Consider the following 22,812-nt stretch of genomic DNA (forward strand, 5'->3'; position numbering starts at 1 on the left):
CTTAGGACAAGCTACTTGAATAGTATTTTTTAGGTTGAAATAACATAGATTGGTATGCAATACTTATCTTATACATCTTGGGGAGGGGGGATGTGCAGTGAGTTGGTGGATCTGGTTGATCATTGCTGTCTTTGCTGGAATCGTAGAAATCATGTCTTTAACATTTTTTCTTTTGTGGGTAGCAATCGGTTCCCTGATCGGTATGATCTTATCTCTTTTCCAGGTTTCCTGGCTCTGGCAAATCATTTGTGCGAGTGTGGCAACGGTAGGCTTGTCTTTTTTCATAAAACCGCTTTTAAAAAATTGGAAACAGCGAAAAACGTATGTGTCTCGTGTAGAGACGATTGTTGGACGCCGAGGAATAGCGGTATCGATCATTGAACCGGGGCGCATGGGGATGGTGCGCATCGATGGGGAAACATGGAGTGCTGTCGCGGATACAACGGTGAAAACGGGAACGCCGATTCTTGTCCGGGAAGTGAGAAGTTCGATTCTCGTTGTCGAACCTGATCTCAAGGAGGAGAGATGAGATGTTGTTTTCTTTGATTTTTGCAGTGTTGCTGATCGTTTTGGTGCTCATTACCATAGCGAAAATGATTCGTATCATTCCACAGCAACGTGTGGCGATCGTGGAACGATTGGGGAAGTACCATTCGACATTGACGGCAGGTGTGAATATTATTGTACCATTTATCGACAATGTGAAAAGCATTCTCGATTTACGTACGCAACAAGCGGAAGTTCCTCCTCAGATGGTCATTACCAAAGATAATGTGCAGATCCAAATCGACACGATTTTCTTTTATACAGTGATTGATCCGAAACAAGCCACATATGGAATCCAAAATTTCGTACAGGGAATCCAAAACATCACGGCGGCAAACATCCGCCAGGTCGTCGGTAAAATGGAACTCGATGAAACATTGTCAGGACGTGACAAGATCAGTATGGAATTGCGTAACGCTCTGGATGAGGTAACCGAAACTTGGGGGGTACGCATCGATCGAGTGGAAGTGATCGATATCAAACCACCTAAGGAAATTCAGGATGCCATGGAAAAACAGATGAAAGCGGAACGGGAAAAACGGGCGGCGATTCTGCAAGCGGAAGGTGCAAGACAAGCGGCGATCTTGCGTGCCGATGGCGAAAAGCAGGCGATGATCTTACGCGCAGAAGCGGAGAAAGAAGCGAACATTCGCATCGCGGAAGGGAAAAAAGAATCGCTCGAGCTCGAGGCCAAAGGAAAAGCGGAAGCGATCCGCCTGGTCGCCGAAGCGGAAAAAACGAGGATCGAGGCGCTTCGGGAGGCAGGGCTCGACGCGCAAGTGTTAGCTTATAAATCGTTTGAAGCGCTCGGTGAGGTTGCCAACGGTCAAGCGACGACGATCATACTTCCGTCCGATGTGGCGAATGTGCTCGGGAGTGTCGGAGCGATCGCGAAAGTGTTTGAGACACCAAAAGAGAAAAGTCAATCTATTCGTCAAACATAACAGCAGGCTGTCATCAGGCGGGGGTTCAACATCCCCGCCTAAGCTTGTTTATATGGTGAAGAGAATCTCACATGAAATACTGAGAGCAATTATCTATCTATGTACTCAGGTTTGTCAGGAACTTATTAAGCGTTGTCATGAAATCAAATATGACAAATTTGAGCAAGTAGTCACACTATTTCGTATACTAACCAGGTATAATGGACATCAGAAAGTCCAAATTTATATTTGTCCTGATGTAAGTGGTGTCGTAAAGGCTTACATCCGAACGGAATTTAAAGGGGGGTTATGAATGAAGATGAAAAAGAGATGGTTGAATGTTTTAAGCGCACTAACCTTAACTACTCTGGCGCTGACGGGGTGCGGATCTTCCGGTTCATCAGCTAATAATGCTGCACCAGCGAACGGAGGTGGATCCGGTGGCGATGGGGGGAAGGGATCCATTACCATTGCTACTGTAAACAATCCAGACATGATGATCATGAAAAAATTGTCGCCGGAATTTGAAAAAGAAACCGGCATTAAAGTCAACTGGGTGGTTCTTCCTGAAAACGATCTTCGGAAAAAGGTAACTGAGGATGTGGCCCTCGGGGCTGGAAAATTCGACATTGTGACTGTCGGGATGTATGATACCCCAATTTGGGCGAAAAACAAGTGGTTGGAGCCGTTGACTCCATATTTGGACAAGATGTCCGCGGATGAAAAAGCAAAATATGATCTGAATGATATATTCCCAGCTTTAAGAGATGCTCTCTCCTATAACAATCAGTTGTATGCAGCACCATTTAATGCTGAAAGCAGCATTCTCTATTATAACAAGGATATGCTAGCGAAAGCAGGCGTTACCATGCCTGAGAACCCAACTTGGGATCAAGTGGCCGAGATCGCGAAGAAAGTAAAGGCAGCGAATAATGTTCCGGGCATCGTGCTTCGCGGACTGCCGGGTTGGGGTGAAATTCTGGCACCCCTCGATACGGTCATAAATGCTTTCGGCGGTTCTTGGTACGATATGAATTGGAATGCCAAATTGAACAGTCCGGAAACAGTGAAAGCGGTTAAATTCTATGTTGATCTTTTGAAAGAGGCTGGCGAACCAGGGGCGACCAGCACAGGGTTTACCGAAGCCCTCACTTTGATGCAACAGGGTAAAGCCGCGATGTGGTATGATGCGACAACAGCAGCTGGATTCCTGAATGACCCGAAGAATTCTAAGGTAGCTGGTAAGATCGGATACGCTTTAGCGCCCAAAGAAGTGAAGGATAACAATGGTTGGCTGTGGTCTTGGGCTTTAGGCATGGAAAGTTCGAGTAAACATAAGGAAGAAGCCTTTAAATTTATTACATGGGCTACTAGCAAGCAATATATAGAAGAGGTTGGAGAAAAAGAAGGTTGGGTGGTTGCTCCAGCCGGAACACGGAAATCAACTTATGAGAACCCGAAATATAAACAAGCGGCACCTTTTGCAGACATCACATTGCAGTCGATGGAACATGCAGATTATAAGCATCCGACTAAGGATCCAGTTCCTTATCAGGGAATTCAATATGTGGCGATCCCTGAGTTCCAACAGCTTGGAACAGAAGTGAGCCAGGAAATCGCTGCAGCTATTGCCGGGCAGAAAACAGTAGAAGATGCAATGAACACGGCACAACAAAAAGCAGAAAAAGTGGCTCAAGAGGGCGGATACAAAAAATAAAGTTTGTGAGGGGGAGGGCCGCAAGCTCTCTCCTCCTAATTACATCAATCGAGAGGAGAGGCGTATGAAAACAGTTGAAGTTATCGAGCCTGTGCAGACCAACATCAAACGAACGCCACGCAAGAAAAGTATTTCCACCCCTCCTGTGAAAAGGTTATTATGGCCAAGCCTTATTTTTGTAGGCATTGTTACCCAAATTCCTTTCATATTCACTGTTTATTACAGTTTTCATGAATGGAATTTGATGAGACCTGATAAAGGTATTTCGTTTGCAGGCTTCTCCAATTTCAGAAATATTATAAAAGACCCTGCATTTGGAGAGATTCTTAAAAATACGTTTCTGCTGACTGTTGTTCCTTTGCTGTTATGTTTGATTTTAGGAATGGCGTTAGCGTTGTTATTGAACCGAAATTTTTTCGGCAAAGGATTCATCAGAACGATGCTTGTCTCCCCGTTCTTTGTGATGCCAGCGGTATCGGGGATCGTTTGGAAGACAATGATTTTAAACCCAAACTTCGGCTTCTCTTCATATCTAGCCAGTGTTTTGGGAACCCAACCTGCGGATTGGTTAGCCAAATATCCGCTAGAAATGATCATGCTTATGGTTTCATGGCAGTGGACACCTTTTTTTATGTTGGTTCTTCTTGCAGGTCTCCAATCGGTGCCAGGTGAATTGCTCGAGGCATCTTTGCTGGACGGTGCAAGCAGAATACATCAATTTTTCTATGTCATAGTTCCTCATTTATTAAGATATATCGAAGTGGTTGCTCTATTAGGTCTTATCTTCATCATGCAGACGTTTGGTGAAATCTATGTAAGTACAGCGGGTGGGCCAGGATATACTTCAACAAACTTGCCATTCTATGTATACCGTATTGGCTTTCAGGGCTGGGATGTTGGAGGAGCTTCGGCGGTAGGTGTCATCATTGTAATCATCACAACGATTTTCATGACGTTATTATTTAAATTTTTGCGTAGAACGTTTGGAGGCGAATTGTCATGAAAAAGGCGCTATCCTTCATTCTCACCCTGTTTACCTATGCATTGGCGCTCCTGTTTTTCTTTCCGATTCTTTGGATGATCATTACAGGATTTAAGCTCGAAGGGGATGCTGTAAAAATGCCGCCTTCCCTGATTTTTACACCGACATTAGAAAATTATCAACAGATTTGGGACTCTGGTGTCGTTTTATACCTTAAAAATTCCGCCATGATTTCCCTAACTTCGACGTTATTGGCACTGATCTTGGGAGTTCCTGCAGCCTATGCATTGGCCATGTTCAAGATGAAGAAAGGGGACGATATTCTTTTCTGGTTTATTTCAACAAAAATGCTGCCAGCTGTAGGAGTGATTGTTCCTGTCTATTTGGTTTTTAAATATTTAAATCTGTTAGATACGCCCATTTCCTTGATCATTCTATATACAGCCATGAATGTGCCGTTAGTTGTCTGGATGATGCGCTCCTTCTTTAAGGATATACCCTATGAATTAATTGAGGCCTATCAAGTCGATGGAGCAACCGGATGGCAAGGTTTCTTCAAGGTGACACTTCCTCTTGTCAGACCTGGTATTATTTCTACATCTTTACTTTGCCTGGTTTTTGCTTGGAATGAATTCTTTTTTGGAGTCACTTTGACTTATACGCATGCCGCGACGATGCCTATTTTTATGGCTTCCTTCATGACACAGGAAGGGCTGTTCTGGGCAAAAATGTCTGCCGTTGCCACACTGGCTATACTTCCTGCCTTGATTTTAGGTTGGTTCACGCAAAAGCAACTCGTCCGTGGTTTAACGATGGGAGCCGTAAAAGGTTGATATTTAATTATACCATTTGAATGATGGGGGAAAAAGTATGAGTCCAGCAGTTATGTCTGCAGCTGTAATGGATAAACCCTTATCCATCGAGGTAAAAAAAGTAAACCGGCCTGAACCGGGACCCGACGAAGCGCTGATCAAAGTTCATTGTATCGGGATATGCGGTTCGGATGTGCATTACTATGAACATGGTAGAATCGGGCGTTATGTAGTAGAAAAACCGATCATTTTAGGACATGAATTAGCCGGTGAGGTCGTACAAGTCGGGGAAAAGGTGACAAATGTTTCTATAGGGGATCGTGTAGCCGTTGAACCTGGGATTACGTGTGGCCGCTGTGAATATTGTAAATCGGGGCGTTATAATCTTTGTCCGGATGTAGTTTTTATGGCCACACCTCCAGTAGACGGAGCATGGGCGGAATATGTCACGGTACGAAGCGATTTTCTTTATAAGCTACCTGATGAAATGAGTTTTGAAGATGGGGCGCTCCTGGAGCCCTTGTCTGTTGGCTTCCACGCGATGCGGCGCGGAAAGGTGGGACCGGGTGACCGCGTTTTAGTAGTTGGATTAGGCCCGATCGGGCTTCTTGCCATCCAGGCAGCCAAATTGTTTGGCGTTACTGAAATCTATGGCAGTGATGTGGTTCCATTTCGACGTGAATTGGCTTTGGAAATGGGGGCTACCGGAGTTGTGAATCCTTTGGATGGGGATGTGCAGGGACAGCTTTCCCAATTGACGGAAGAAAAAGGAATCGATGTTATTATTGAAACTTCCGGTAACAGCAAAGCGATTTCGGATACGATTCATCTGGTGAAGCGTGGGGGGCGTATTGTTTTCGTAGGATTGCCTGCGACGAACGAAATTCCCTTGGATATTCCTCAATTAGTAGATTCTGAGTTAAATGTTTATGGAGTCTTTCGATATGCCAACACGTATCCGGACGCTATTCAGGCGCTGAGTCGCAGTCAATTGGATATGGGTAAGATTATCACCCACAAATATCCACTGAGCCGAATCAAAGAAGCTCTGGAAGTAGCAAGAACACAAAAAGATACGAGCATTAAAGTAATGATCTATCCACATGGAGGCGAAAATAAATGAAAGCATTAGTCATTGAGGCACCGCATCAAGCAGTAGTCAAGGAGGTTCCTTACCCGAAACCTGGTTCGGGTGAAGTCACCATAAAAGTCGAAAATGTAGGGATTTGTGGAACCGATTTTCATATCTATGAAGGTGAATTCATTACACCCTATCCAATTATTCCGGGCCATGAGTTTTCCGGTGTCATTTATGAGATCGGGGAAGGGGTTACCGGGTTGCAAGTAGGGGACAGGGTAAGTGCCGATCCATCTATATTCTGTGGATCTTGTAAGTTCTGTCTCACCAATAGGGGGAATCATTGTGAGAATTGGAATGCATTAGGTAATACTGTGAACGGAAGTATGGCGGAATATGTGGCTGTTCCCGCAAAAAATGTAATTCGATTGCCGGATACGATGTCTTTTGAAGAGGCAGCTTTTATTGAACCGATGGCTTGTGTCGTTCATGGCATGAACCGTTTACATCTTCAGGTCGGAGACCGGGTCATTCTGTTTGGAGCAGGTGCCATGGGACAACAGCTTGTGCAGGCCATATCCAGAGCAGGGGCATCTGAACTGGTTGTGGTAGATGTTTCTGAAGGGAAACTCGATTTGGCCAAGAAGTTCGGAGCCACCAAGGGCGTTCTAAGCAAGGACATGGATGTGGAATTAAACCGTGAGCGATATCCATATGGTTTTGATGTCGTTGTCGATGTAACCGGAATCCCCGCAGTGATTGAAAAGGCCTTTGAGTTTTTGGGTCCCACGGGAAAATTCCTGCAGTTCGGCGTCACACCCGAAAATGCCAAAATCCAATTGAACCCTTTTAAAATTTATCACAAGGACTGGACTATACTTGGGTCGATGGCAATCAATCATACGTTCTTGCCGGCTTTCCACTGGCTCAAAGAAGGAAGAATTGATGTGAAGCCATTGATTTCTAAAGTGATCTCTCTAGAAGAAACGGTAGATTTCTTATCAAAGCCGAAGGATCCAGATCTTCTAAAAGTACAAATTAAATTATAAAAATCGAAAGTAGTCACTTCATAGTGGCTACTTTCTTTCCACAAAAAATTGGATGTGAGGACTATGGATACTCTGTTAGGAATTGATCTTGGGTCTTCTTCAATCAAATTGATTTTGGTAGACCGACATGGAAAAGTGGTAGACGCCACTGCAAAAGAATATGTCATTCATTCACGCAGTATGGGTTGGGCAGAACAGAATCCAGAAGATTGGTTGGCGGCATTAAAAGAAGGTATAGAAGAATTGCGATCCCATCACCCGGAATGGATCAGTCATTTGAAAGGAATAGGAATAACCGGGCAAATGCACGGACTTGTTCCTGTCGGTCAAGATGGAAAACCGGTCTCTTACGCTATGATCTGGGCTGATCGACGCTGTGAAGAGGAGGTTCAGGAACTTGAAAATCGCATCCCTTTAGAAACTTGGGTGGAAATCACCGGTAGCCGTCCTCATGTCAGTTTCACACTTCCCAAAATATTATGGATGCGACGCAACCAACCCGATCTTTTCGCCAAAACATCCTATTATTTACTTCCCAAGGATTACATAAGATACGTTCTAACAGGGATCTTTGCCACGGATGTGACAGATGCTTCAGCCACGTTAATGTTTGATATCAAAAAAAGACAATGGTCTCAAACCATTTTACAATCGTTTGATCTTGATGTTCAAAAATTACCGAAGACATATCCATCGATAAGCCAAGTGGGTCGTTTAACAGTCAGTGCAGCTGAATGGTTAGGGCTTAATCCCGGAATTCCCGTGATATGTGGGGCAGGAGATGCTGAAGCCCAGGCCATCGGAAACGGAGTGGTCAATCCGGGAACATGGTTATGCACCATTGGTACGGGTGGACAAATATTCACCCCAGTTACAACAGAAGTTACAGATAGGCAAGGACGAATCCATACTTTCTGCCATGGAGTGGAGGGAGTGTGGCATTTGATGGGGGCTACGCTGTCAGCCGGAATGTCTCTGCAGTGGATAGCCCGCCATATTCTGAATCTGGAAGGACAGGATGCATATGGAGAATTGATGAAACTTGTCCAATCGGTGAGCCCAGGTTCAAAGGGATTGATTTATTTGCCTTATTTATTTGGGGAACGTACTCCTTATATGGATAACAAGGCAAAAGGAGCGTTTATTGGACTCGGATTCCACCATACCCGCAAGGAAATGGTCAGGGCTGTCCTTGAAGGTGTTCTATTTTCCTTGCGTCAATCCATAGATGTCATCCAGGAAATCGGAATATCGCCGCCTGCTTCGATGATCCTGACAGGTGGGGCGGCGGAAAGTTCAATTTGGAGACAGATGGCGGCAGATATCTTTGGCATCCCAGTGTCCCGTTGTACAAGTCGTAGTGGCTCTGCATATGGTGCAGTCATATTGGCCGCCGTTGGTCTGGGGTGGTTTCCTGATGTGCAATCGGCTGCAGATTCCTGGATCCATATCACGGATACCACATATCCTGACAGAGCTGTTCATCAGAGGTATCAATCCTTTTATTCGATTTTTAGAGAGTCATATAGAGACCTAAGAAATACGTTTTTAAAGATCGATGCTCTAATGAATGACTGAAAAGAAGAGGTTTTCATTCAGCCATGTGAGAGGTCTAGGAGAGAACGTTATGGTTAACGAATATTTGCTCGGGATTGATATAGGAACTTCCGGATGTAAGGTGGCTGCCTTTACCAAAGAGGGGAGGGTCGTTTTTCAGCGGACAGAGCATTATGAAACGTTATATCCCGCGTTAGACTATGTCGAGCAGAACCCTGAGTCTTGGTGGAAGGCGGTTTGTCGGGCCACAAGGCAAATGTTTGTGGAAACGAATATTCGACCGGATGAAATTAAAGGAATCGGAGTGGATGGCCAAAGTGGTGCCGCCATTCCGGTTGATAGAAACGGCAATGTATTGCGAAATGCGATTATATGGCTGGATCGAAGATCGGCCAAACAATGTGATGAGTTGAATCGTACCATAGGTGAAGATCGAATCTTTTCTGTTTCCGGTAATCCTTTGGCTCCTACCTATACAACAGGCAAGATATTATGGATAAAAGAATATGAACCAGATCTTTATAAAGAAACCTATAAGTTTTTACAGTGTAACAGCTTTATTGTGTATAAGCTAACTGGAAAATTCACTCATGACTTTTCCCAGGGAAACAGTATCCATGCTTTCGACATTGAACGCAGAAAATGGGATGATCACCTCTGTGAAGAAATAGGGATAGACCCCCGCTTGCTCCCCGATCTTTACGAGTGCAGCGAAGTGGTTGGAGTAGTGACAAGCCGCGCTTCAGAAGAGAGTGGATTAGCTAAAGGGATTCCCGTTGTTGCAGGCGGATTAGACGCCGCTTGCGGAACATTGGGAGCGGGAGCCATTCATCAAGGTCAAACGCAGGAGCAAGGCGGCCAAGCCGGCGGCATGAGTATTGTTTTAGACCAAGCGGTTAAAAATGAAAAATTGATTCTTAGCTGTCATGTCGTCAAAGGGAAATGGATTTTGCAAGGCGGTACGGTCGGAGGCGGCAGTTTGAATTGGTTTAAAAGAGAGTTTGCCGATAAATATGGGAACATCAAGGATCAAGATTTCTTCAGGACTATGAATGAAGAAGCAGAACGTATACCAGCCGGCAGTGAAGGGCTTATCTTTTTACCTTATATGGCAGGGGAAAGATCTCCTATCTGGGATGTCTATGCCAAGGGGGTATTTCTGGGACTCTCTTTCGAGAAAACGCGGGCACATATGGTTCGGGCTATCATGGAAGGCTGTGCTTATGCCCTCCATCATAATCTGCAAACGGCTGAGATGAAAGGAGTCACCGTTCGTGAACTTCACAGTATGGGTGGAGCTGCCAATAGCTTGGTATGGACACAGATAAAGGCCGATGTCACTGGAAAAGTCATTAAGATTCCCTCTTCCGATACCGCAACGACCTTAGGAGCGGCTATCCTTGCAGGGGTCGGGATCGGTATGTATCGAGACTTTGAGGAAGCCGTCAATCAAACCCTTCACATTCAGCGAGTCCATGAACCCAATAGAACTCTATATGAAGAATACCAAAGAAACTATGAAATTTACCTTGAAACGTACCGCAGGCTAAAAGATATATTTCCAAAACTGGGATATAAGGAGAGGAACGCATGAAGGCGGCAGTCTTATATGCGAAAGACGACTTGAGAGTGGAAGATATACCACTGCCGGAGATTAATGACCATGAAGTCTTGGTCAAGGTAAAGGCCACCGGTATCTGTGGGTCCGACTTGCCTAGAGTACTGGGGGATGGGGCCCACTATTATCCGATTGTTCTCGGCCATGAATTTTCGGGGATAGTGGATAAAATAGGAAAAAAGGTGACAAAGGTACAGGTGGGAGATAAGGTGGCTGGAGCGCCGCTCGTGCCCTGTCACGAATGTTGGGATTGTCAGAAAGGAAATTACGCGCAATGTAAGAATTATACTTTTATCGGGTCCAGAATCAATGGCAGCTGGGCAGAATATGTGAAATTACCAGAAGTGAATGCTATTAAAGTGGATGAGAGTGTGAGCTTCGAAGAGGCCGCATTCTTTGAACCTTCGGCTGTAGCCCTTCACGCTCTTCATCATATCCAATTCCAAGGTGGAGAAGATGTGGCCATTTTGGGGGGAGGGAATATTGGACTCCTCATTTTACAATGGGTAAAGATATTAGGAGCGAAAACTGTCACTGTGTTTGATATTGATGATGAAAAATTGGAACTGGCTAAAAAACTTGGAGCCGATCATGTCATCAATACATTACATGAAGGATTTAAAGAGGAATGTTTCGTTATAACTAAAGGAAAGGGCTTTGGAGTCGTGCTGGAAACGGCGGGGTCGAACATAACGATGAATCTGAGCTTTGACCTGGCTGCTAATAAGGCAAAGGTATGCTTTGTTGGCACTCCTACAAGAGATATTACATTCGATTTTAAACGCTTTGAGCAGATGAATCGTAAAGAATTCATCCTAACAGGTTCCTGGATGTCATACAGTGCACCATATCCAGGAAGAGAATGGGAACTTACCGCATATTTTCTGGAAAAGAAAAAATTGAATTTTAAAGATATGATATATAAAGTTTTTCCACTAGACAGAATAGGGGATGCTTTTGATTTATATCGAGCACCTGGATTCGTAAAAGGAAAAATTATTTTATTAAATGAATAAAACAAAATTATTAAATTTTAAAATGTAAGTGTCCAAGTAAAATGGGCCATGAATACATATTCGTGGTCTTTGTGTTTATATATGAAAATAAAAATAAACATGAGAGTATTTAAAATTCATCTGATTTATATAACGTGAAACTAAGTTCCTATTACAGGAGGAATCTAAGGTTGAAAATGAAAAGGATTATCTCGTTAGGAGAGGCCCTTATCGATTTTGTATCGATTCAGTCTGGATGTGGATTAGAGGAATCTCCAGGATTCGAAAAAACTCCTGGTGGGGCTCCAGCGAATGTTGCTGCTGCAGTCGCGAAACTCGGTGGGGAAGCTGGATTTATAGGGAAGACAGGTGATGATCCCTTCGGTTATTTTTTAAGGGATACCCTTCAAAGCGTGGGGGTCGATACATCACAACTTGTTCATACAGTAGCAGCGAAAACAGCTTTGGCTTTTGTGTCTTTGCGAGAAAATGGAGAGAGAGATTTTATGTTTTACCGGGATCCAAGCGCGGATATGCTTCTTGAACCCAATGACATTCATGAAGAGTATATCAGAGATTCATTTATTTTCCATTTTGGCTCTATATCCCTCATTACAGAACCTGTTCGATCGGCGACTTTAAAAGCTTTACATGTAGCGAAGAAGGGGGATGTTGTTATTTCATTTGATCCGAACTGGCGCCCGAGTTTGTGGGGCTCTCCAGAACAGGCACGAAAAGAAATCGAACATGTTTTGCCTTTTGTGGATATCTTAAAAATCAATGAAGAAGAAATGGTTGTTTTTACCGGTACAACCGAAGTCATGAAGGCTGCTGAATATTACCATACTAGGGGAATTCCGATGATCATCATTACCTTGGGAAAGGAAGGATGTTATTACTCTTATCTTCAGGATGAAACGAAGGTATCAGGCTTTTGTAAGGGGCTTCAAGTTGAAGTTATTGATACGACCGGTGCTGGAGATGCGTTTGTAGGTGGGTTATTAAACCGGTTAACGGAATTATCCAACGAGAATTTTCATGAGATTTCTATTGGGAAAATGCGATGTTTAAAAAGCCATCTACAGGAAGCTGTTACCTTTGCTGTGGCGACAAGCGCACTTGCGGTCACAAAAAAAGGAGCGATTTCTGCTTTGCCTGATCGTGAACAGGTAGAAAGTTTATTGCGCAAAAATGGAGGGGAAATAATTTAATAAAATCGGAAAATTTGATAGAAAGACGTGTATAATAGTTATGAATCTCATAAATATTAAAAAACATGAGGAGTGATTGATATGTTAGTGCAGGGGAGTACACCATTGAATTCTAGACAACAGCAAATTCTACTGCTCCTCCTGCAATCCTCTTGTTTCACTACATTAAAATCTATATCCGATGAGCTTCAGATCAGTATTCGAACTGTTCAAAGAGAGCTGTCTGGACTGAAGGAGATACTGAATGAATACGGTCTTCGATTGAATAAGAAAAGTGGGGTCGGCTTATCAATCGAAGGTGACGAAGAGGCGAAGCAGAGCTTGTTTCAGCAGTTATCCATCAGTAAATCCATTAAGATATTTTCACCGGAAGAGCGTCAGTATTTTTTGATGCAGCTACTGCTAACTCTGAAGGAACCGACTAAGCTGTATTATTTTAGCCGTAAATTTAACGTTACAGAATCCACGATCAGTAATGACCTGATGAAGATAGAGCCTTGGTTTGAGAAGCATCATATCAAGTTAATTCGTAAACCCGGATTAGGTGTGTATATTGAGGGCAGTGAAAAGAACATTCGTGCAGCGATTATCGATTTGTTATATCAGCATCTTTCGCACGAGCAATTAATGGACATTCTTTCCACCTACACGTATTCGTTGAAAGATAAGATGAAATTAGACATCACGATTAGAAACCGCCTTTTACATTTTATCGATCCCGAGACAATTGAGAAAATCGAAAAAATTGTTCAGCGTACAGAACAATGGGGTTATAGAATGACGGACAGCGCCTATGTGGGTTTGGTAGTTCATATCGCCTTAGCTGTCCAGCGCTTAAAACATGGAGAGCATATTACGATTGATTACGATTTACTCGAAAAGTTGAAGGGTACCCAAGAATATAAGTGGGCTGATCAAATAGGACAAGAACTGAGTACGATATTAGAAATAAAGATTCCCGAGAGTGAAGTTGGCTATATTACCATGCATCTTCTAGGCGCAAAGGCCAGAAGGGCGCATTCTATTCCCGTGCTCTCTTACATTGAAGAATACGTGTATCAAATGGTACGAATTGTAGAAAAAGAAATGAAGTTGAATTTAGAAAATGATCTAACCCTCATGGAGAATTTGGTTACACATTTAGAATCAGCGATCCATCGAATCCAGCTTCATATGGATATTCGAAATCCCCTTTTAAGCCATATCAAAGAAAAATATCCAAAAATATTTGCAGCAGCTTGTAAAGCAGCCGCTTTTTTGGAACAACAGCTACAGTGTTCGATCCCGGAAGAAGAAGTAGGGTATTTGGCCATGCACTTCGGTGCTGCCGTGGTTAGAAGAGGGGATATGGATCGTAATCGATATCATGTATTGCTCGTATGTACAAGCGGTATAGGCACATCACGATTATTAGCCGCCCAAATTGAGAAAGAACTTCCCCATGTCCAGGTAGTCGGTACGGTTTCTCTGTTAAATCTTGAGGATGGGGTGAAAAATCAGCGCCCATTTGATTTGATCATCTCTACTGTACCTTTCCATTACAAAAACTATCAAGTCGTCGTGGTAAACCCGTTTTTACAGCCTCGGGATATTGAATTGATTGAAGAGCACTTAAGAAATTTGAATAGGGAGAAAAGGGAGGAAATGATAAAGAATCTCGAAATTGAAGATACAGTCATGAAGATCAATCGTTACAGGGAAGCGATGGTTGACCTGCTCGAAAATATTTACTTTGTACCTCATGTTGAAGCCTTTTCGAAAGAAATGGTTATCCAAAACGCCGTGGAGTATGTGAAAAATCAATTTACCGGAATCCAAGGAGATTTATTAAAAGAGGATTTGTTGAAAAGAGAAAAAATGGGTGCATGGGTTTTAGAAGAGGATCAGTTAGCAATGCTTCATTGCCGCAGTGATGCGATCGAAAAGTCGTGTATTATCTTATTGCAGTTAAAAGAGAAAATAAATTGGGGGAGTATGGAAGAGCCTATTGACATTGATACGGTTTTGGTCTTATTGGCCTCACGCAATGCTCCAAAGGAACATATTGAAATCATGAGTGAAATAAGTGCTGCTTTAATTGAGGAAGAGTTTGTTTCCGTTTTGAAAAGCCATCATTTTGAGAGGATCAAAAAGCAAATAAAACTGATCCTCAGCAAAGGCTTTCTAGAGAAAACGAAAGCTTTAATACGGGGATGTGTATGAAGAAAGTGGATCGATTGGGCCGTTTCTTCAGTACAATGGTGTTTCAAAATATATCCGGGTTAATCGCTATAGGGCTGATTCGAGTTGTATTTGGCCCTACCGGATGGTGGCCGAATAACGAGTTTTATCCAATAGTGAACCTCTTGCTTCTATACTATATTCCGATCGTTTTTGCCTATACAGGGGGCAAGATGGTAGGGGGTCAACGCGGAGGGGTCATTGCCTCTTTTGTGACTGCAGCTATGACCGCGGCCGATTCTACTTCTTACCCCATGATTCTTCCAGCTATGGTCTTGGGGCCGTTGGTGGGGTATGTCATTAAGAAAGTGGATCAATGGTTGGAAAGTAGAATTCCCGTAGGATTCGAGCTATTATTCTATAACGTTGTCGCAGGTATTACGGGAGTGAGTTTTACGATCCTATGTTATTTCTATGTTGCCCCTCTGTTTATAGAAGGGATGCAATGTATATTTTTAGAGGCGAAGCGACTGGTTTCTTCAGGATTTCTTCCTCTAGTCGCTTTAATTATAGAACCAGCCAAGATTTTATTTTTAAATAACGTGATCAATCATGGTATTTTGGAACCTTTAGGTATTCAACAAACGAAGGAATTCGGAAATTCTATTTTTTTCTTACTGGAATCGAATCCAGGACCCGGATTTGGGCTTCTATTGGCTTATTATTTACATTTCAAGGGTAAAGAGAAGGATGAAGTTAAATCATCTCTTGCTATTCATGTTCTAGGTGGAATTCATGAGGTCTATTTCCCTTATGTTTTAATGAAACCTATAACGATTATCCCTTTGATTCTGGGGGGAATGGCCGGAGATATGACTTTTTATTTGCTGAAGACGGGACTGGTCGCTACCCCTTCGCCAGGGAGCATTCTGGTGCTTCTCGTGATGGCTCCTAAAGGATACCACATGGCTATCTTAGCAGGATTTATCATATCGGCTTTGGTAAGTTTCCTTGCTTCTGTACTTGTAATTTCTAGGGAAAAGGCTGAGTCGGATAACGATCATACTAGTGAAAGTAAGGAGAAAACCATGTGTGTACAAACAAAAACAGTTGTGGAAGTAGATAAGAAAAAAACTAAGCCCGTACAAAAAATTATTTTTGCCTGTGATGCGGGAATGGGTTCTAGTGCTATGGGAGCAGCATTGTTGCGAAAAAAGTTAAGGCAGGCTAACCTCCATTTTATAGTGGATAATGCTTCTGTTGATGATATTCCGTTGGATGCTGATATCGTGATTTCACACAAACACTTAACGGAAAGAGCCAGAGTCTCTGCACCTTCAGCTAAGCATTTTTCCATCACTTCTTTTGTCGATCATTCTTTTTACCAAGAGTTCATTTCCCAACTCCAATCCCAGAGCTTTGATGAAGTTAGTGAAAGGCTGCCTTTGTTGAATGAAAGGATGGGATTGACTTCGGAGCATATACTTCTTCGTATGGAAGCAAAAGATAAATGGGAGGCCATTGAGCAAGTGGGGAGTTTGCTTGTTCGGTTAGGGAATGTGGAAAAGGCATATATAGAGGAAATGAAACAGCGCGAACATTCTCTTTCAACGTACTTGGGAAATGGGGTAGCTGTTCCCCACGGGATCGATGCAAACAGTTCTTGCATTCGGAAACCCGGCATAGCTATTGCCCAATATCCAAAGGGGATCGATTTTGGAGATGGGAATACAGCCTACATTCTCATTGCTATAGCTGGTCGAGGACCTCAACAATTATCTACACTCTCTCAATTGGCTGTGATGATTGAATCTGTTGAACAGGTACGTCAGCTCATTTATGCCAAAAATAAAGAGGAGATCATTCAGATTATTGAAGAGAATATCGAGATCAATGAATATGAGATGGCGGGAGGGACAGGCTCGTGATTTGTGGAGAGATTCAAATTAAAGGAAAATTCGGCCTTCACCTACGCCCGGCTACCTTGTTTGCTTCCATCGCGAAGCAATTCTGTTCTGAGATCACTCTTGAATATAATGGTAAAATTGTAGAAGGAAAAAGTGCGATTGGCCTTCTTCAACTAGGAGCTCAAGAAGGAAGCAGGATATTAGTGCGAATAGACGGTGAAGATGAACAAGAAGCAATGAAAGTGATTTTAGCGTTTGTTACCAATGGATTTGATTGAATGTCCAAAAATATGGCCATGACACCGTGTTCATGGCTTTATTTTTATACCGATCAACAAGCTTCGGTGGCAGTAGGGGTCTGTCTGCTTCTGAGGCGGGGGTACAAAGTCCCCCGCTATTTTGTGGCTCGTGAAATCAAGATTTTTTGTTTTCCAATCATTCTTTTTCTTGGCCCAACTGCCGCTTTCTCATATAGATCGCCGTTAGAACCCCAATCAGAAGGAAATAAACCGCGTAAATCAGTAATGAAGTCGTTCTGTTGTTAACAAAGCTGCTTCCCGCAAAGGTAAAAACGAGAATCGACGGGATTTTGCCGAGCAGGGAAGCGAGGAAAAATGTATACCACGGCACTAGACTAATGCCGCAAAGGATGTTTACCACAGGTGACGGAACGATCGGTATGATGCGGACAAACATGATGCTGAGGAATGCATTGTTCTCAAAATAGGTTTCAAATTCCTTTGCTTTGGGATACTTTCGTACATACCGTTGCGCCCAATCACGAAACCCGTAGCGAGCCATTGTAAACATAAGCAGCGCACCGAGAAGCGCTCCGATCAGAGAGATGAAGGTACCGATCCAAGTGCCGAAGACAGCACCGATGATCCCTGTAACCGCGATAAACGGCATAACGGGAAAGAAGACGAGAATCGCTACGAACAGGATACTTACCAGAATGGCGATGCTTCCGCCGGATCGAATCCACGTGAGAAAGAGATCTTTCCATGTATACCCAATGAAAACAACCGCCAAAAAAACAAGGATAGCGAGTATTTTTCTCATCATAGCCCCTCACTGGAAAATAGTATTACCTTCATCTTATCCTGATGAACATGGAAACATCAACCTTTTTGCGATTTAATCGCAAGAGAATGCTTAATTTTTTGAGACCGCTCTCGCTGAACCAGTTCTTTTAACTCACGAAAAATCTCAACGATTTCAGTGAGCTTCATTCGAACGAGCCCGCTCGATGAAGGAGCCACGAATTCGATCACTCCGGGAACGATCGATTCCGCTTGAATTCCCCAAGGAATATTTCGCCGTCCGCTGTATTGTTCATAAACCCCTTTACCGACGAAGCAGACGACAAGAGGTCGGAAGCGGGCAATTTTCTCCCGCAGAATGATTCGACCTTGCCTATACTCTTCCCGGGAAATTTCAGCAGCCGTACGGGTCGGTCTCGCTACGATATTTGTGAATCCGTAACCAAGAGCGAGTAACTGTCCGTCCTCTTCCGGTCGATATTTTCTGGGAGTCAAGCCCGCTTCATAAAGAATCGTCCAAAAACGGTTGTTCGGATTTGCATAGTGATGTCCGGTCTCTCCAGAGCGAATGCTCGGATTAAATCCTACGAACAAGACGTCCAGATCTTCACGGATATGATCAGGTATAGGTCCCATATAAACATCTCCTGTATGGATGGATAATATCTCTTTGTAACTAATTTAACATAACAGGTGATCGACGAAAAAAGAGCGAGCCGGGCATCCGGTTCGCTCAAACATTCTTTACTTTTGTCCAGCTTTCAAAGCGTCTTTGTGGGACCTGAATAGGCGATACTTGATTGAAATCTTGAATTGAACGATAAACCCCCGATCATCGGATCGAGGGGTTACGTGTATCGATGAGACTTGTTCATTAATCCATCACTCTTGCTTATTGCCCTCTTGGATAGAAGAAAGCAGCTGCTTTATTTGCAAAAGCTCTCCTTCGATGCGATGCAAGTGACTTTGCATGTCATCGATTTCTTGCTCGGCTTTGTAATTGATCGCAAAGTCGATCAGCGCCTCGTGTTTGTCACGTGCGGCTTGACGGTTCTGGCTCATCATAATAATCGGGGCTTGGAACGCCGCGATAAAAGATAAACATAAGTTCAGCAGGATAAAGGGAGGTTCATCAAAGTGGTAGTGTCGGGTAAAGGGAAGTGTATTCCATACCATCCAAAAGGTGAGGAACAACGCAAACCAAATAATAAACTTCCAACTTCCTCCGAATACTGCCATGCGATCGGCAAGACGATCCGCCCAGGTTGTTTTTTTCAAATAGAGTTCATCCAGATGACTCATGATACGAGTTTCGTAATCATTGACCAAACGGTCAATTCTTGCTACATCATCCTTATTGATCTCGATATCGAAACCATGAATGACGGATGCATCATCTTTGATTTCCGGTTTTACATAATACAATTTTTTTGCCATGGTGATCCCTCCTTTTCATCGCGAGGGAGCCATGATGAACTTAGATTCGAGTTGATTGGCTTCCTATGAAGCAATCAACATTCCATATGCAATTTCCTTCACGACTCCCTCTCTTTCTTGATCGAGGTTCAGGAACATCTGAACATCGACTGCCCATAGAAAGTTTCAACTCCTTTCCGATAATGTGTACTTAATCATCATATTCCGTTATCTTCTATATTTCAAGCGGATTTTTCCCCGATTTCCATCCGCCGTCAACCTTGACAACGTACAATCATTCGATCCTTTGACGCGTGAAGCGTACTACATCCTTCCATTCCTATTCATTCGAACCGTGCTTTGAGCAATGAAACAAAACGTCTTCAATCACACGTTTAGATTGAGGAACCTTCAAATACAAAATTCAAAAAATAAATGTAAGATACAGTATTGCAACACGAAAAAACCTGTGTTATATTACAATCATAAAACACAAACGTGTTATATAATAACGAAAAGAGATCATACTGAAGGGAGGAGAGGGCGTGGGGATTCAAACAAACGTGTATCCACCTGGTGTCCGGGTAACAGCACCCCTGAGTCCTGAATTTTCAGAGATTCTGACCCCTGATGCTCTGCAATTTCTAGCAAACATGTCACGCCGGTTCGAAGAGAGACGGCAGGAACTTTTGAGGAGAAGGGAAGAGAGACAGAGGGAATTCGATGCCGGTAAGCTCCCTGACTTTCTGCCTGAAACCGAACATATTCGAAACAGTTCATGGACGATCGCTCCCGTCCCACATGATTTGCAAGATCGGCGTGTGGAAATCACCGGTCCAGCGGGAGACCGCAAGATGGTCATCAATGCGTTGAACTCCGGAGCAAAAGTTTTTATGGCAGACTTTGAAGATGCCAATTCACCCACGTGGGAGAACACGATTCAAGGCCAAATCAACATGAGGGATGCGGTTAATCGAACCATTGAATATGTCAGTCCGGAAGGGAAAGAATATTCCCTCAATTACAAAGTGGCTACCCTTCTTGTGCGCCCGCGAGGTTGGCACCTGGATGAAAAACATGTGCTCGTTGACGGTAAGCCGATCTCAGGCAGCCTGTTCGACTTTGGTCTGTACTTTTACCATAACGTACACACACTTTTGCAAAACGGAACAGGTCCTTATTTCTACCTTCCCAAGATGGAGAGCCATCTGGAAGCAAGACTATGGAACGATGTTTTCGTTTGGGCGCAAAATGAATTGGGCATCCCCCAAGGGACAATCAAAGCGACCGTACTTATCGAAACTATTCTCGCAACATTCGAACTTGACGAAATACTATATGAATTGCGTGAACATTGCGCAGGATTGAATTGCGGACGATGGGACTACATTTTCAGTTATATTAAGAAATTCCGTAATCAACCGAATGTCATCCTTCCTGATCGTGCACTCGTGACCATGACCACACCGTTCATGCGTGCATATTCGCTCTTGACAATAAAAACCTGCCATAAGAGGAATGCGCATGCGATCGGAGGCATGGCGGCGCAGATTCCGATCAAGAACGATCCGGAGGCAAACGAGGAAGCGTTGAAGAAAGTACGTGCCGACAAAGAGAGGGAAGCACGTGACGGACATGATGGAACATGGGTGGCTCACCCAGGGCTTGTACCTGTAGCGATGGAAGTTTTCGATAGACTTATGCCGACACCGAACCAGGTCGATAAGAAACGGGAAGATGTTCAGGTAAGTGCCAGCGATCTTCTCGAAGTTCCCCAAGGACCGATCACCGAAGCAGGTCTTCGCACAAATATCAGCGTGGGGATTCAATATATTGAGGCGTGGCTCAAGGGTTCAGGTGCCGTTCCCATCTTCAATCTCATGGAAGATGCGGCTACCGCGGAGATATCGAGAGCGCAAGTTTGGCAGTGGATCCGCCATCCCAAAGGCGTTTTAGAAGACGGTAGAAAAGTGACGGCGGAGTTGGTTCAACAGTTGATAGAGGAAGAACTCCAGAAAATTAAGGACTCCGTTGGCGAACAGAGATATCAAGGCGGCAAATATCAGCAAGCAACCGAATTGTTCACCAAACTCATTTTAGATGATGATTTCGTTGATTTTCTCACTCTTCCCGGATATCAATACCTTGATTAAATATATTTTAAAATTTCAAAAGAGAAAGGGATGTTATTCATGATTAAAAAAGAAGAAGTTTTGAAACTTGAAGAAAGCTGGAAGTCTGACCGATGGAAAGGAATTGAGCGCCCGTATTCGGCAGAGGATGTCATTCGCCTTCGCGGTTCCATTCAGATCGAACACACGCTGGCACGCATGGGAGCTGAACGCTTGTGGCATTTGTTGCATAACGAAGATTATGTGCACGCACTTGGTGCTTTAACCGGTAACCAAGCTGTTCAGCAAGTGAAGGCAGGGCTTAAAGCGATCTACTTGAGCGGTTGGCAGGTGGCTGCCGATGCAAACCTGTCAGGCCATATGTATCCTGATCAAAGCCTCTATCCTGCAAACAGCGTGCCTCATGTAGTGAAACGGATCAATCAAGCACTTCAGCGCGCGGATCAGATTCAACACGCGGAAGGCAAAGGGGACACCTATTGGTTCGCTCCCATCGTCGCCGACGGAGAAGCTGGGTTCGGCGGTCCGCTCAACGTATTCGAGCTGATGAAAGCGATGATCGAAGCGGGTGCAGCCGGTGTTCACTTCGAAGATCAGCTTGCAGCTGAGAAAAAATGTGGGCATTTGGGAGGAAAAGTTCTGATTCCAACCTCTCATGCGATTCGCAATCTGGTCGCAGCACGATTGGCGGCAGATGTCATGGGGGTTCCTACAATCCTGATCGCTAGGACAGATGCCAACGCTGCAGCTCTGATAACAAGTGACATCGATCCTCGTGACCATGAGTTTATCACAGGTGAACGCACGGAAGAAGGATTCTTCAGAACACGCGCAGGCTTGGATCAGGCGATTGCAAGAGGTCTCGCATACGCGCCATACGCGGATTTGATCTGGTGCGAAACGTCGGAACCGAATCTGGAAGAGGCAAGACGTTTTGCGGAAGCGATTCACGCAAAATTCCCGGGCAAACTGTTGGCGTATAACTGTTCGCCATCGTTTAACTGGAAGAAGAAGCTCGACGATGAAACGATCGCAACATTCCAACAACAGATTGCCGAAATGGGTTACAAGTTCCAATTCGTCACGCTCGCAGGTTTCCACACGTTGAACCATAGCATGTTTGAACTGGCTCGCGGTTACAGAGACCGTGGCATGGCGGCTTACTCTGAACTCCAGCAAGCAGAATTTGAAAGTGAAAAATATGGATACACGGCTACAAGACATCAACGGGAAGTAGGTACAGGATATTTTGATGAAGTTTCCCAAGTGATCTCAGGAGGCACCTCTTCCACAACCGCTCTGACAGGCTCAACGGAAGAAGAGCAATTTACCCACGCATAATCTATAAAAGTAGCTCAAAAAGAAGGTTAGGATCGTTCGTCTCCTAACCTTCTTGTTATATGACTGGTCATTTCTGATTTTTCTCTTTGACCTCTTTCAACGTTTTTCTATTTCCGCACGTATTTTCATTTGATCATCTTCTAAAATTTCTAGTTCTCTTTGTAGTTGTTCCATTTGTTTTAATAACCTTTGGCGTACGTTCCGTAAGTGATATTCGAGATCTTCCAATTCTTCCTTTTTCAATTGATGAATTTCCCGATTATGTAAAAATCCGCTCGTAAGATGCATATGATGGCCACTCCTTTCCAATCATACTATTCGAGAA

The 22,812-nt window shown here is 43.8% G+C and carries 20 protein-coding genes; 16 read left to right on the forward strand and 4 right to left on the reverse strand.

Annotated features, from left to right (window positions below; all coding sequences use genetic code 11):
* Nucleotides 1–97: 97 nt before the first annotated feature.
* The 14 genes from DNHGIG_RS11905 to DNHGIG_RS11970 all read left to right on the forward strand — a co-directional run bounded on the left by DNHGIG_RS11905 (nucleotide 98) and on the right by DNHGIG_RS11970 (nucleotide 16,833).
* Nucleotides 98–529, forward strand: a complete 432-nt coding sequence (locus tag DNHGIG_RS11905; protein ID WP_282199783.1) for an NfeD family protein — start codon at nucleotides 98–100, stop codon at nucleotides 527–529.
* Between the two features lies 1 nt (nucleotide 530).
* Nucleotides 531–1,490, forward strand: a complete 960-nt coding sequence (locus DNHGIG_RS11910) for an SPFH domain-containing protein (protein WP_282199784.1) — start codon at nucleotides 531–533, stop codon at nucleotides 1,488–1,490.
* 292 nt (nucleotides 1,491–1,782) lie between these two features.
* Entirely contained in the window at nucleotides 1,783–3,186 is a 1,404-nt protein-coding gene (locus tag DNHGIG_RS11915; protein ID WP_282199785.1) for an ABC transporter substrate-binding protein, read from the forward strand.
* 64 nt (nucleotides 3,187–3,250) lie between these two features.
* Nucleotides 3,251–4,189, forward strand: coding sequence for a carbohydrate ABC transporter permease (locus DNHGIG_RS11920; RefSeq protein ID WP_282199786.1), 939 nt, complete (start codon nucleotides 3,251–3,253; stop codon nucleotides 4,187–4,189).
* On the forward strand, nucleotides 4,186–5,001 hold the full coding sequence (locus DNHGIG_RS11925; RefSeq protein ID WP_282199787.1) for a carbohydrate ABC transporter permease: 816 nt from the start codon (nucleotides 4,186–4,188) through the stop codon (nucleotides 4,999–5,001). The genes DNHGIG_RS11920 and DNHGIG_RS11925 overlap by 4 nt, the downstream gene beginning before the upstream one ends.
* Before the next feature lie 37 nt (nucleotides 5,002–5,038).
* Nucleotides 5,039–6,103 carry an NAD(P)-dependent alcohol dehydrogenase gene (locus DNHGIG_RS11930; RefSeq protein ID WP_282199788.1) on the forward strand — a complete coding sequence of 355 codons (1,065 nt, stop codon included), beginning with the start codon at nucleotides 5,039–5,041 and terminating at the stop codon, nucleotides 6,101–6,103.
* A complete protein-coding gene (locus DNHGIG_RS11935; protein WP_282199789.1) occupies nucleotides 6,100–7,107 on the forward strand; it encodes a zinc-dependent alcohol dehydrogenase family protein in 1,008 nt (335 codons plus the stop codon). The genes DNHGIG_RS11930 and DNHGIG_RS11935 overlap by 4 nt, the downstream gene beginning before the upstream one ends.
* A 63-nt stretch (nucleotides 7,108–7,170) precedes the next feature.
* The gene (xylB, locus tag DNHGIG_RS11940) at nucleotides 7,171–8,685 is read left to right on the forward strand and encodes a xylulokinase (protein ID WP_282199790.1); all 1,515 of its coding nucleotides are present in this window, start codon (nucleotides 7,171–7,173) and stop codon (nucleotides 8,683–8,685) included.
* A 49-nt stretch (nucleotides 8,686–8,734) separates the two neighbouring features.
* Entirely contained in the window at nucleotides 8,735–10,258 is a 1,524-nt protein-coding gene (gene xylB, locus DNHGIG_RS11945; RefSeq protein ID WP_282199791.1) for a xylulokinase, read from the forward strand.
* On the forward strand, nucleotides 10,255–11,298 hold the full coding sequence (locus DNHGIG_RS11950; RefSeq protein ID WP_282199792.1) for a galactitol-1-phosphate 5-dehydrogenase: 1,044 nt from the start codon (nucleotides 10,255–10,257) through the stop codon (nucleotides 11,296–11,298). The genes xylB (DNHGIG_RS11945) and DNHGIG_RS11950 overlap by 4 nt, the downstream gene beginning before the upstream one ends.
* Before the next feature lie 176 nt (nucleotides 11,299–11,474).
* Nucleotides 11,475–12,488 (forward strand): PfkB family carbohydrate kinase, encoded by a 1,014-nt coding sequence (locus tag DNHGIG_RS11955; protein ID WP_282201413.1) that lies wholly within the window; start codon nucleotides 11,475–11,477, stop codon nucleotides 12,486–12,488.
* A gap of 81 nt (nucleotides 12,489–12,569) precedes the next feature.
* A complete protein-coding gene (locus DNHGIG_RS11960) occupies nucleotides 12,570–14,690 on the forward strand; it encodes a BglG family transcription antiterminator (protein ID WP_282199793.1) in 2,121 nt (706 codons plus the stop codon).
* Nucleotides 14,687–16,576, forward strand: coding sequence for a PTS mannitol transporter subunit IICBA (locus DNHGIG_RS11965; RefSeq protein ID WP_282199794.1), 1,890 nt, complete (start codon nucleotides 14,687–14,689; stop codon nucleotides 16,574–16,576). Before DNHGIG_RS11960 ends, DNHGIG_RS11965 begins: the two co-directional genes overlap by 4 nt.
* Entirely contained in the window at nucleotides 16,573–16,833 is a 261-nt protein-coding gene (locus tag DNHGIG_RS11970) for an HPr family phosphocarrier protein (RefSeq protein ID WP_282199795.1), read from the forward strand. Before DNHGIG_RS11965 ends, DNHGIG_RS11970 begins: the two co-directional genes overlap by 4 nt.
* A 157-nt stretch (nucleotides 16,834–16,990) precedes the next feature.
* Here the strand turns inward: DNHGIG_RS11970 and DNHGIG_RS11975 are convergent, their stop codons facing one another.
* The 3 genes from DNHGIG_RS11975 to DNHGIG_RS11985 form a co-directional block, all read right to left on the reverse strand.
* Complete coding sequence (locus DNHGIG_RS11975; RefSeq protein WP_282199796.1) at nucleotides 16,991–17,617, reverse strand: TVP38/TMEM64 family protein; 627 nt, start codon at nucleotides 17,615–17,617, stop codon at nucleotides 16,991–16,993.
* 59 nt (nucleotides 17,618–17,676) lie between these two features.
* Entirely contained in the window at nucleotides 17,677–18,234 is a 558-nt protein-coding gene (locus tag DNHGIG_RS11980; protein ID WP_282199797.1) for a mismatch-specific DNA-glycosylase, read from the reverse strand.
* A 246-nt stretch (nucleotides 18,235–18,480) separates the two neighbouring features.
* On the reverse strand, nucleotides 18,481–19,035 hold the full coding sequence (locus DNHGIG_RS11985) for a DUF1003 domain-containing protein (RefSeq protein WP_282199798.1): 555 nt from the start codon (nucleotides 19,033–19,035) through the stop codon (nucleotides 18,481–18,483).
* 524 nt (nucleotides 19,036–19,559) lie between these two features.
* Here DNHGIG_RS11985 and aceB point away from each other — a divergent pair.
* Complete coding sequence (gene aceB, locus DNHGIG_RS11990) at nucleotides 19,560–21,167, forward strand: malate synthase A (protein ID WP_282199799.1); 1,608 nt, start codon at nucleotides 19,560–19,562, stop codon at nucleotides 21,165–21,167.
* Nucleotides 21,168–21,206: 39 nt separating this feature from the next.
* Nucleotides 21,207–22,487, forward strand: coding sequence for an isocitrate lyase (gene aceA / locus DNHGIG_RS11995; RefSeq protein ID WP_282199800.1), 1,281 nt, complete (start codon nucleotides 21,207–21,209; stop codon nucleotides 22,485–22,487).
* A 96-nt stretch (nucleotides 22,488–22,583) separates the two neighbouring features.
* Here aceA and DNHGIG_RS12000 read toward each other — a convergent pair whose 3' ends face one another.
* Entirely contained in the window at nucleotides 22,584–22,775 is a 192-nt protein-coding gene (locus DNHGIG_RS12000; RefSeq protein ID WP_282199801.1) for a hypothetical protein, read from the reverse strand.
* Nucleotides 22,776–22,812: the final 37 nt, after the last annotated feature.

Source organism: Collibacillus ludicampi, from assembly GCF_023705585.1.
Classification (GTDB): Bacteria; Bacillota; Bacilli; order Tumebacillales; family BOQE01; genus Collibacillus; species Collibacillus ludicampi.

Bases quoted from the DNA above. Each gene is read 5' to 3' on its own strand.
- DNHGIG_RS11910 (WP_282199784.1), top strand. From the start codon at position 531: ATGTTGTTTTCTTTGATTTTTGCAGTGTTGCTGATCGTTTTGGTGCTC.
- DNHGIG_RS11915 (WP_282199785.1), top strand. From the start codon at position 1,783: ATGAAGATGAAAAAGAGATGGTTGAATGTTTTAAGCGCACTAACCTTA.
- DNHGIG_RS11920 (WP_282199786.1), top strand. From the start codon at position 3,251: ATGAAAACAGTTGAAGTTATCGAGCCTGTGCAGACCAACATCAAACGA.
- DNHGIG_RS11925 (WP_282199787.1), top strand. From the start codon at position 4,186: ATGAAAAAGGCGCTATCCTTCATTCTCACCCTGTTTACCTATGCATTG.
- DNHGIG_RS11930 (WP_282199788.1), top strand. From the start codon at position 5,039: ATGAGTCCAGCAGTTATGTCTGCAGCTGTAATGGATAAACCCTTATCC.
- DNHGIG_RS11935 (WP_282199789.1), top strand. From the start codon at position 6,100: ATGAAAGCATTAGTCATTGAGGCACCGCATCAAGCAGTAGTCAAGGAG.
- xylB (WP_282199790.1), top strand. From the start codon at position 7,171: ATGGATACTCTGTTAGGAATTGATCTTGGGTCTTCTTCAATCAAATTG.
- xylB (WP_282199791.1), top strand. From the start codon at position 8,735: ATGGTTAACGAATATTTGCTCGGGATTGATATAGGAACTTCCGGATGT.
- DNHGIG_RS11950 (WP_282199792.1), top strand. From the start codon at position 10,255: ATGAAGGCGGCAGTCTTATATGCGAAAGACGACTTGAGAGTGGAAGAT.
- DNHGIG_RS11955 (WP_282201413.1), top strand. From the start codon at position 11,475: ATGAAAAGGATTATCTCGTTAGGAGAGGCCCTTATCGATTTTGTATCG.
- DNHGIG_RS11960 (WP_282199793.1), top strand. From the start codon at position 12,570: ATGTTAGTGCAGGGGAGTACACCATTGAATTCTAGACAACAGCAAATT.
- DNHGIG_RS11965 (WP_282199794.1), top strand. From the start codon at position 14,687: ATGAAGAAAGTGGATCGATTGGGCCGTTTCTTCAGTACAATGGTGTTT.
- DNHGIG_RS11975 (WP_282199796.1), bottom strand. From the start codon at position 17,617: ATGAGAAAAATACTCGCTATCCTTGTTTTTTTGGCGGTTGTTTTCATT.
- DNHGIG_RS11980 (WP_282199797.1), bottom strand. From the start codon at position 18,234: ATGGGACCTATACCTGATCATATCCGTGAAGATCTGGACGTCTTGTTC.
- DNHGIG_RS11985 (WP_282199798.1), bottom strand. From the start codon at position 19,035: ATGGCAAAAAAATTGTATTATGTAAAACCGGAAATCAAAGATGATGCA.
- aceA (WP_282199800.1), top strand. From the start codon at position 21,207: ATGATTAAAAAAGAAGAAGTTTTGAAACTTGAAGAAAGCTGGAAGTCT.
- DNHGIG_RS12000 (WP_282199801.1), bottom strand. From the start codon at position 22,775: ATGCATCTTACGAGCGGATTTTTACATAATCGGGAAATTCATCAATTG.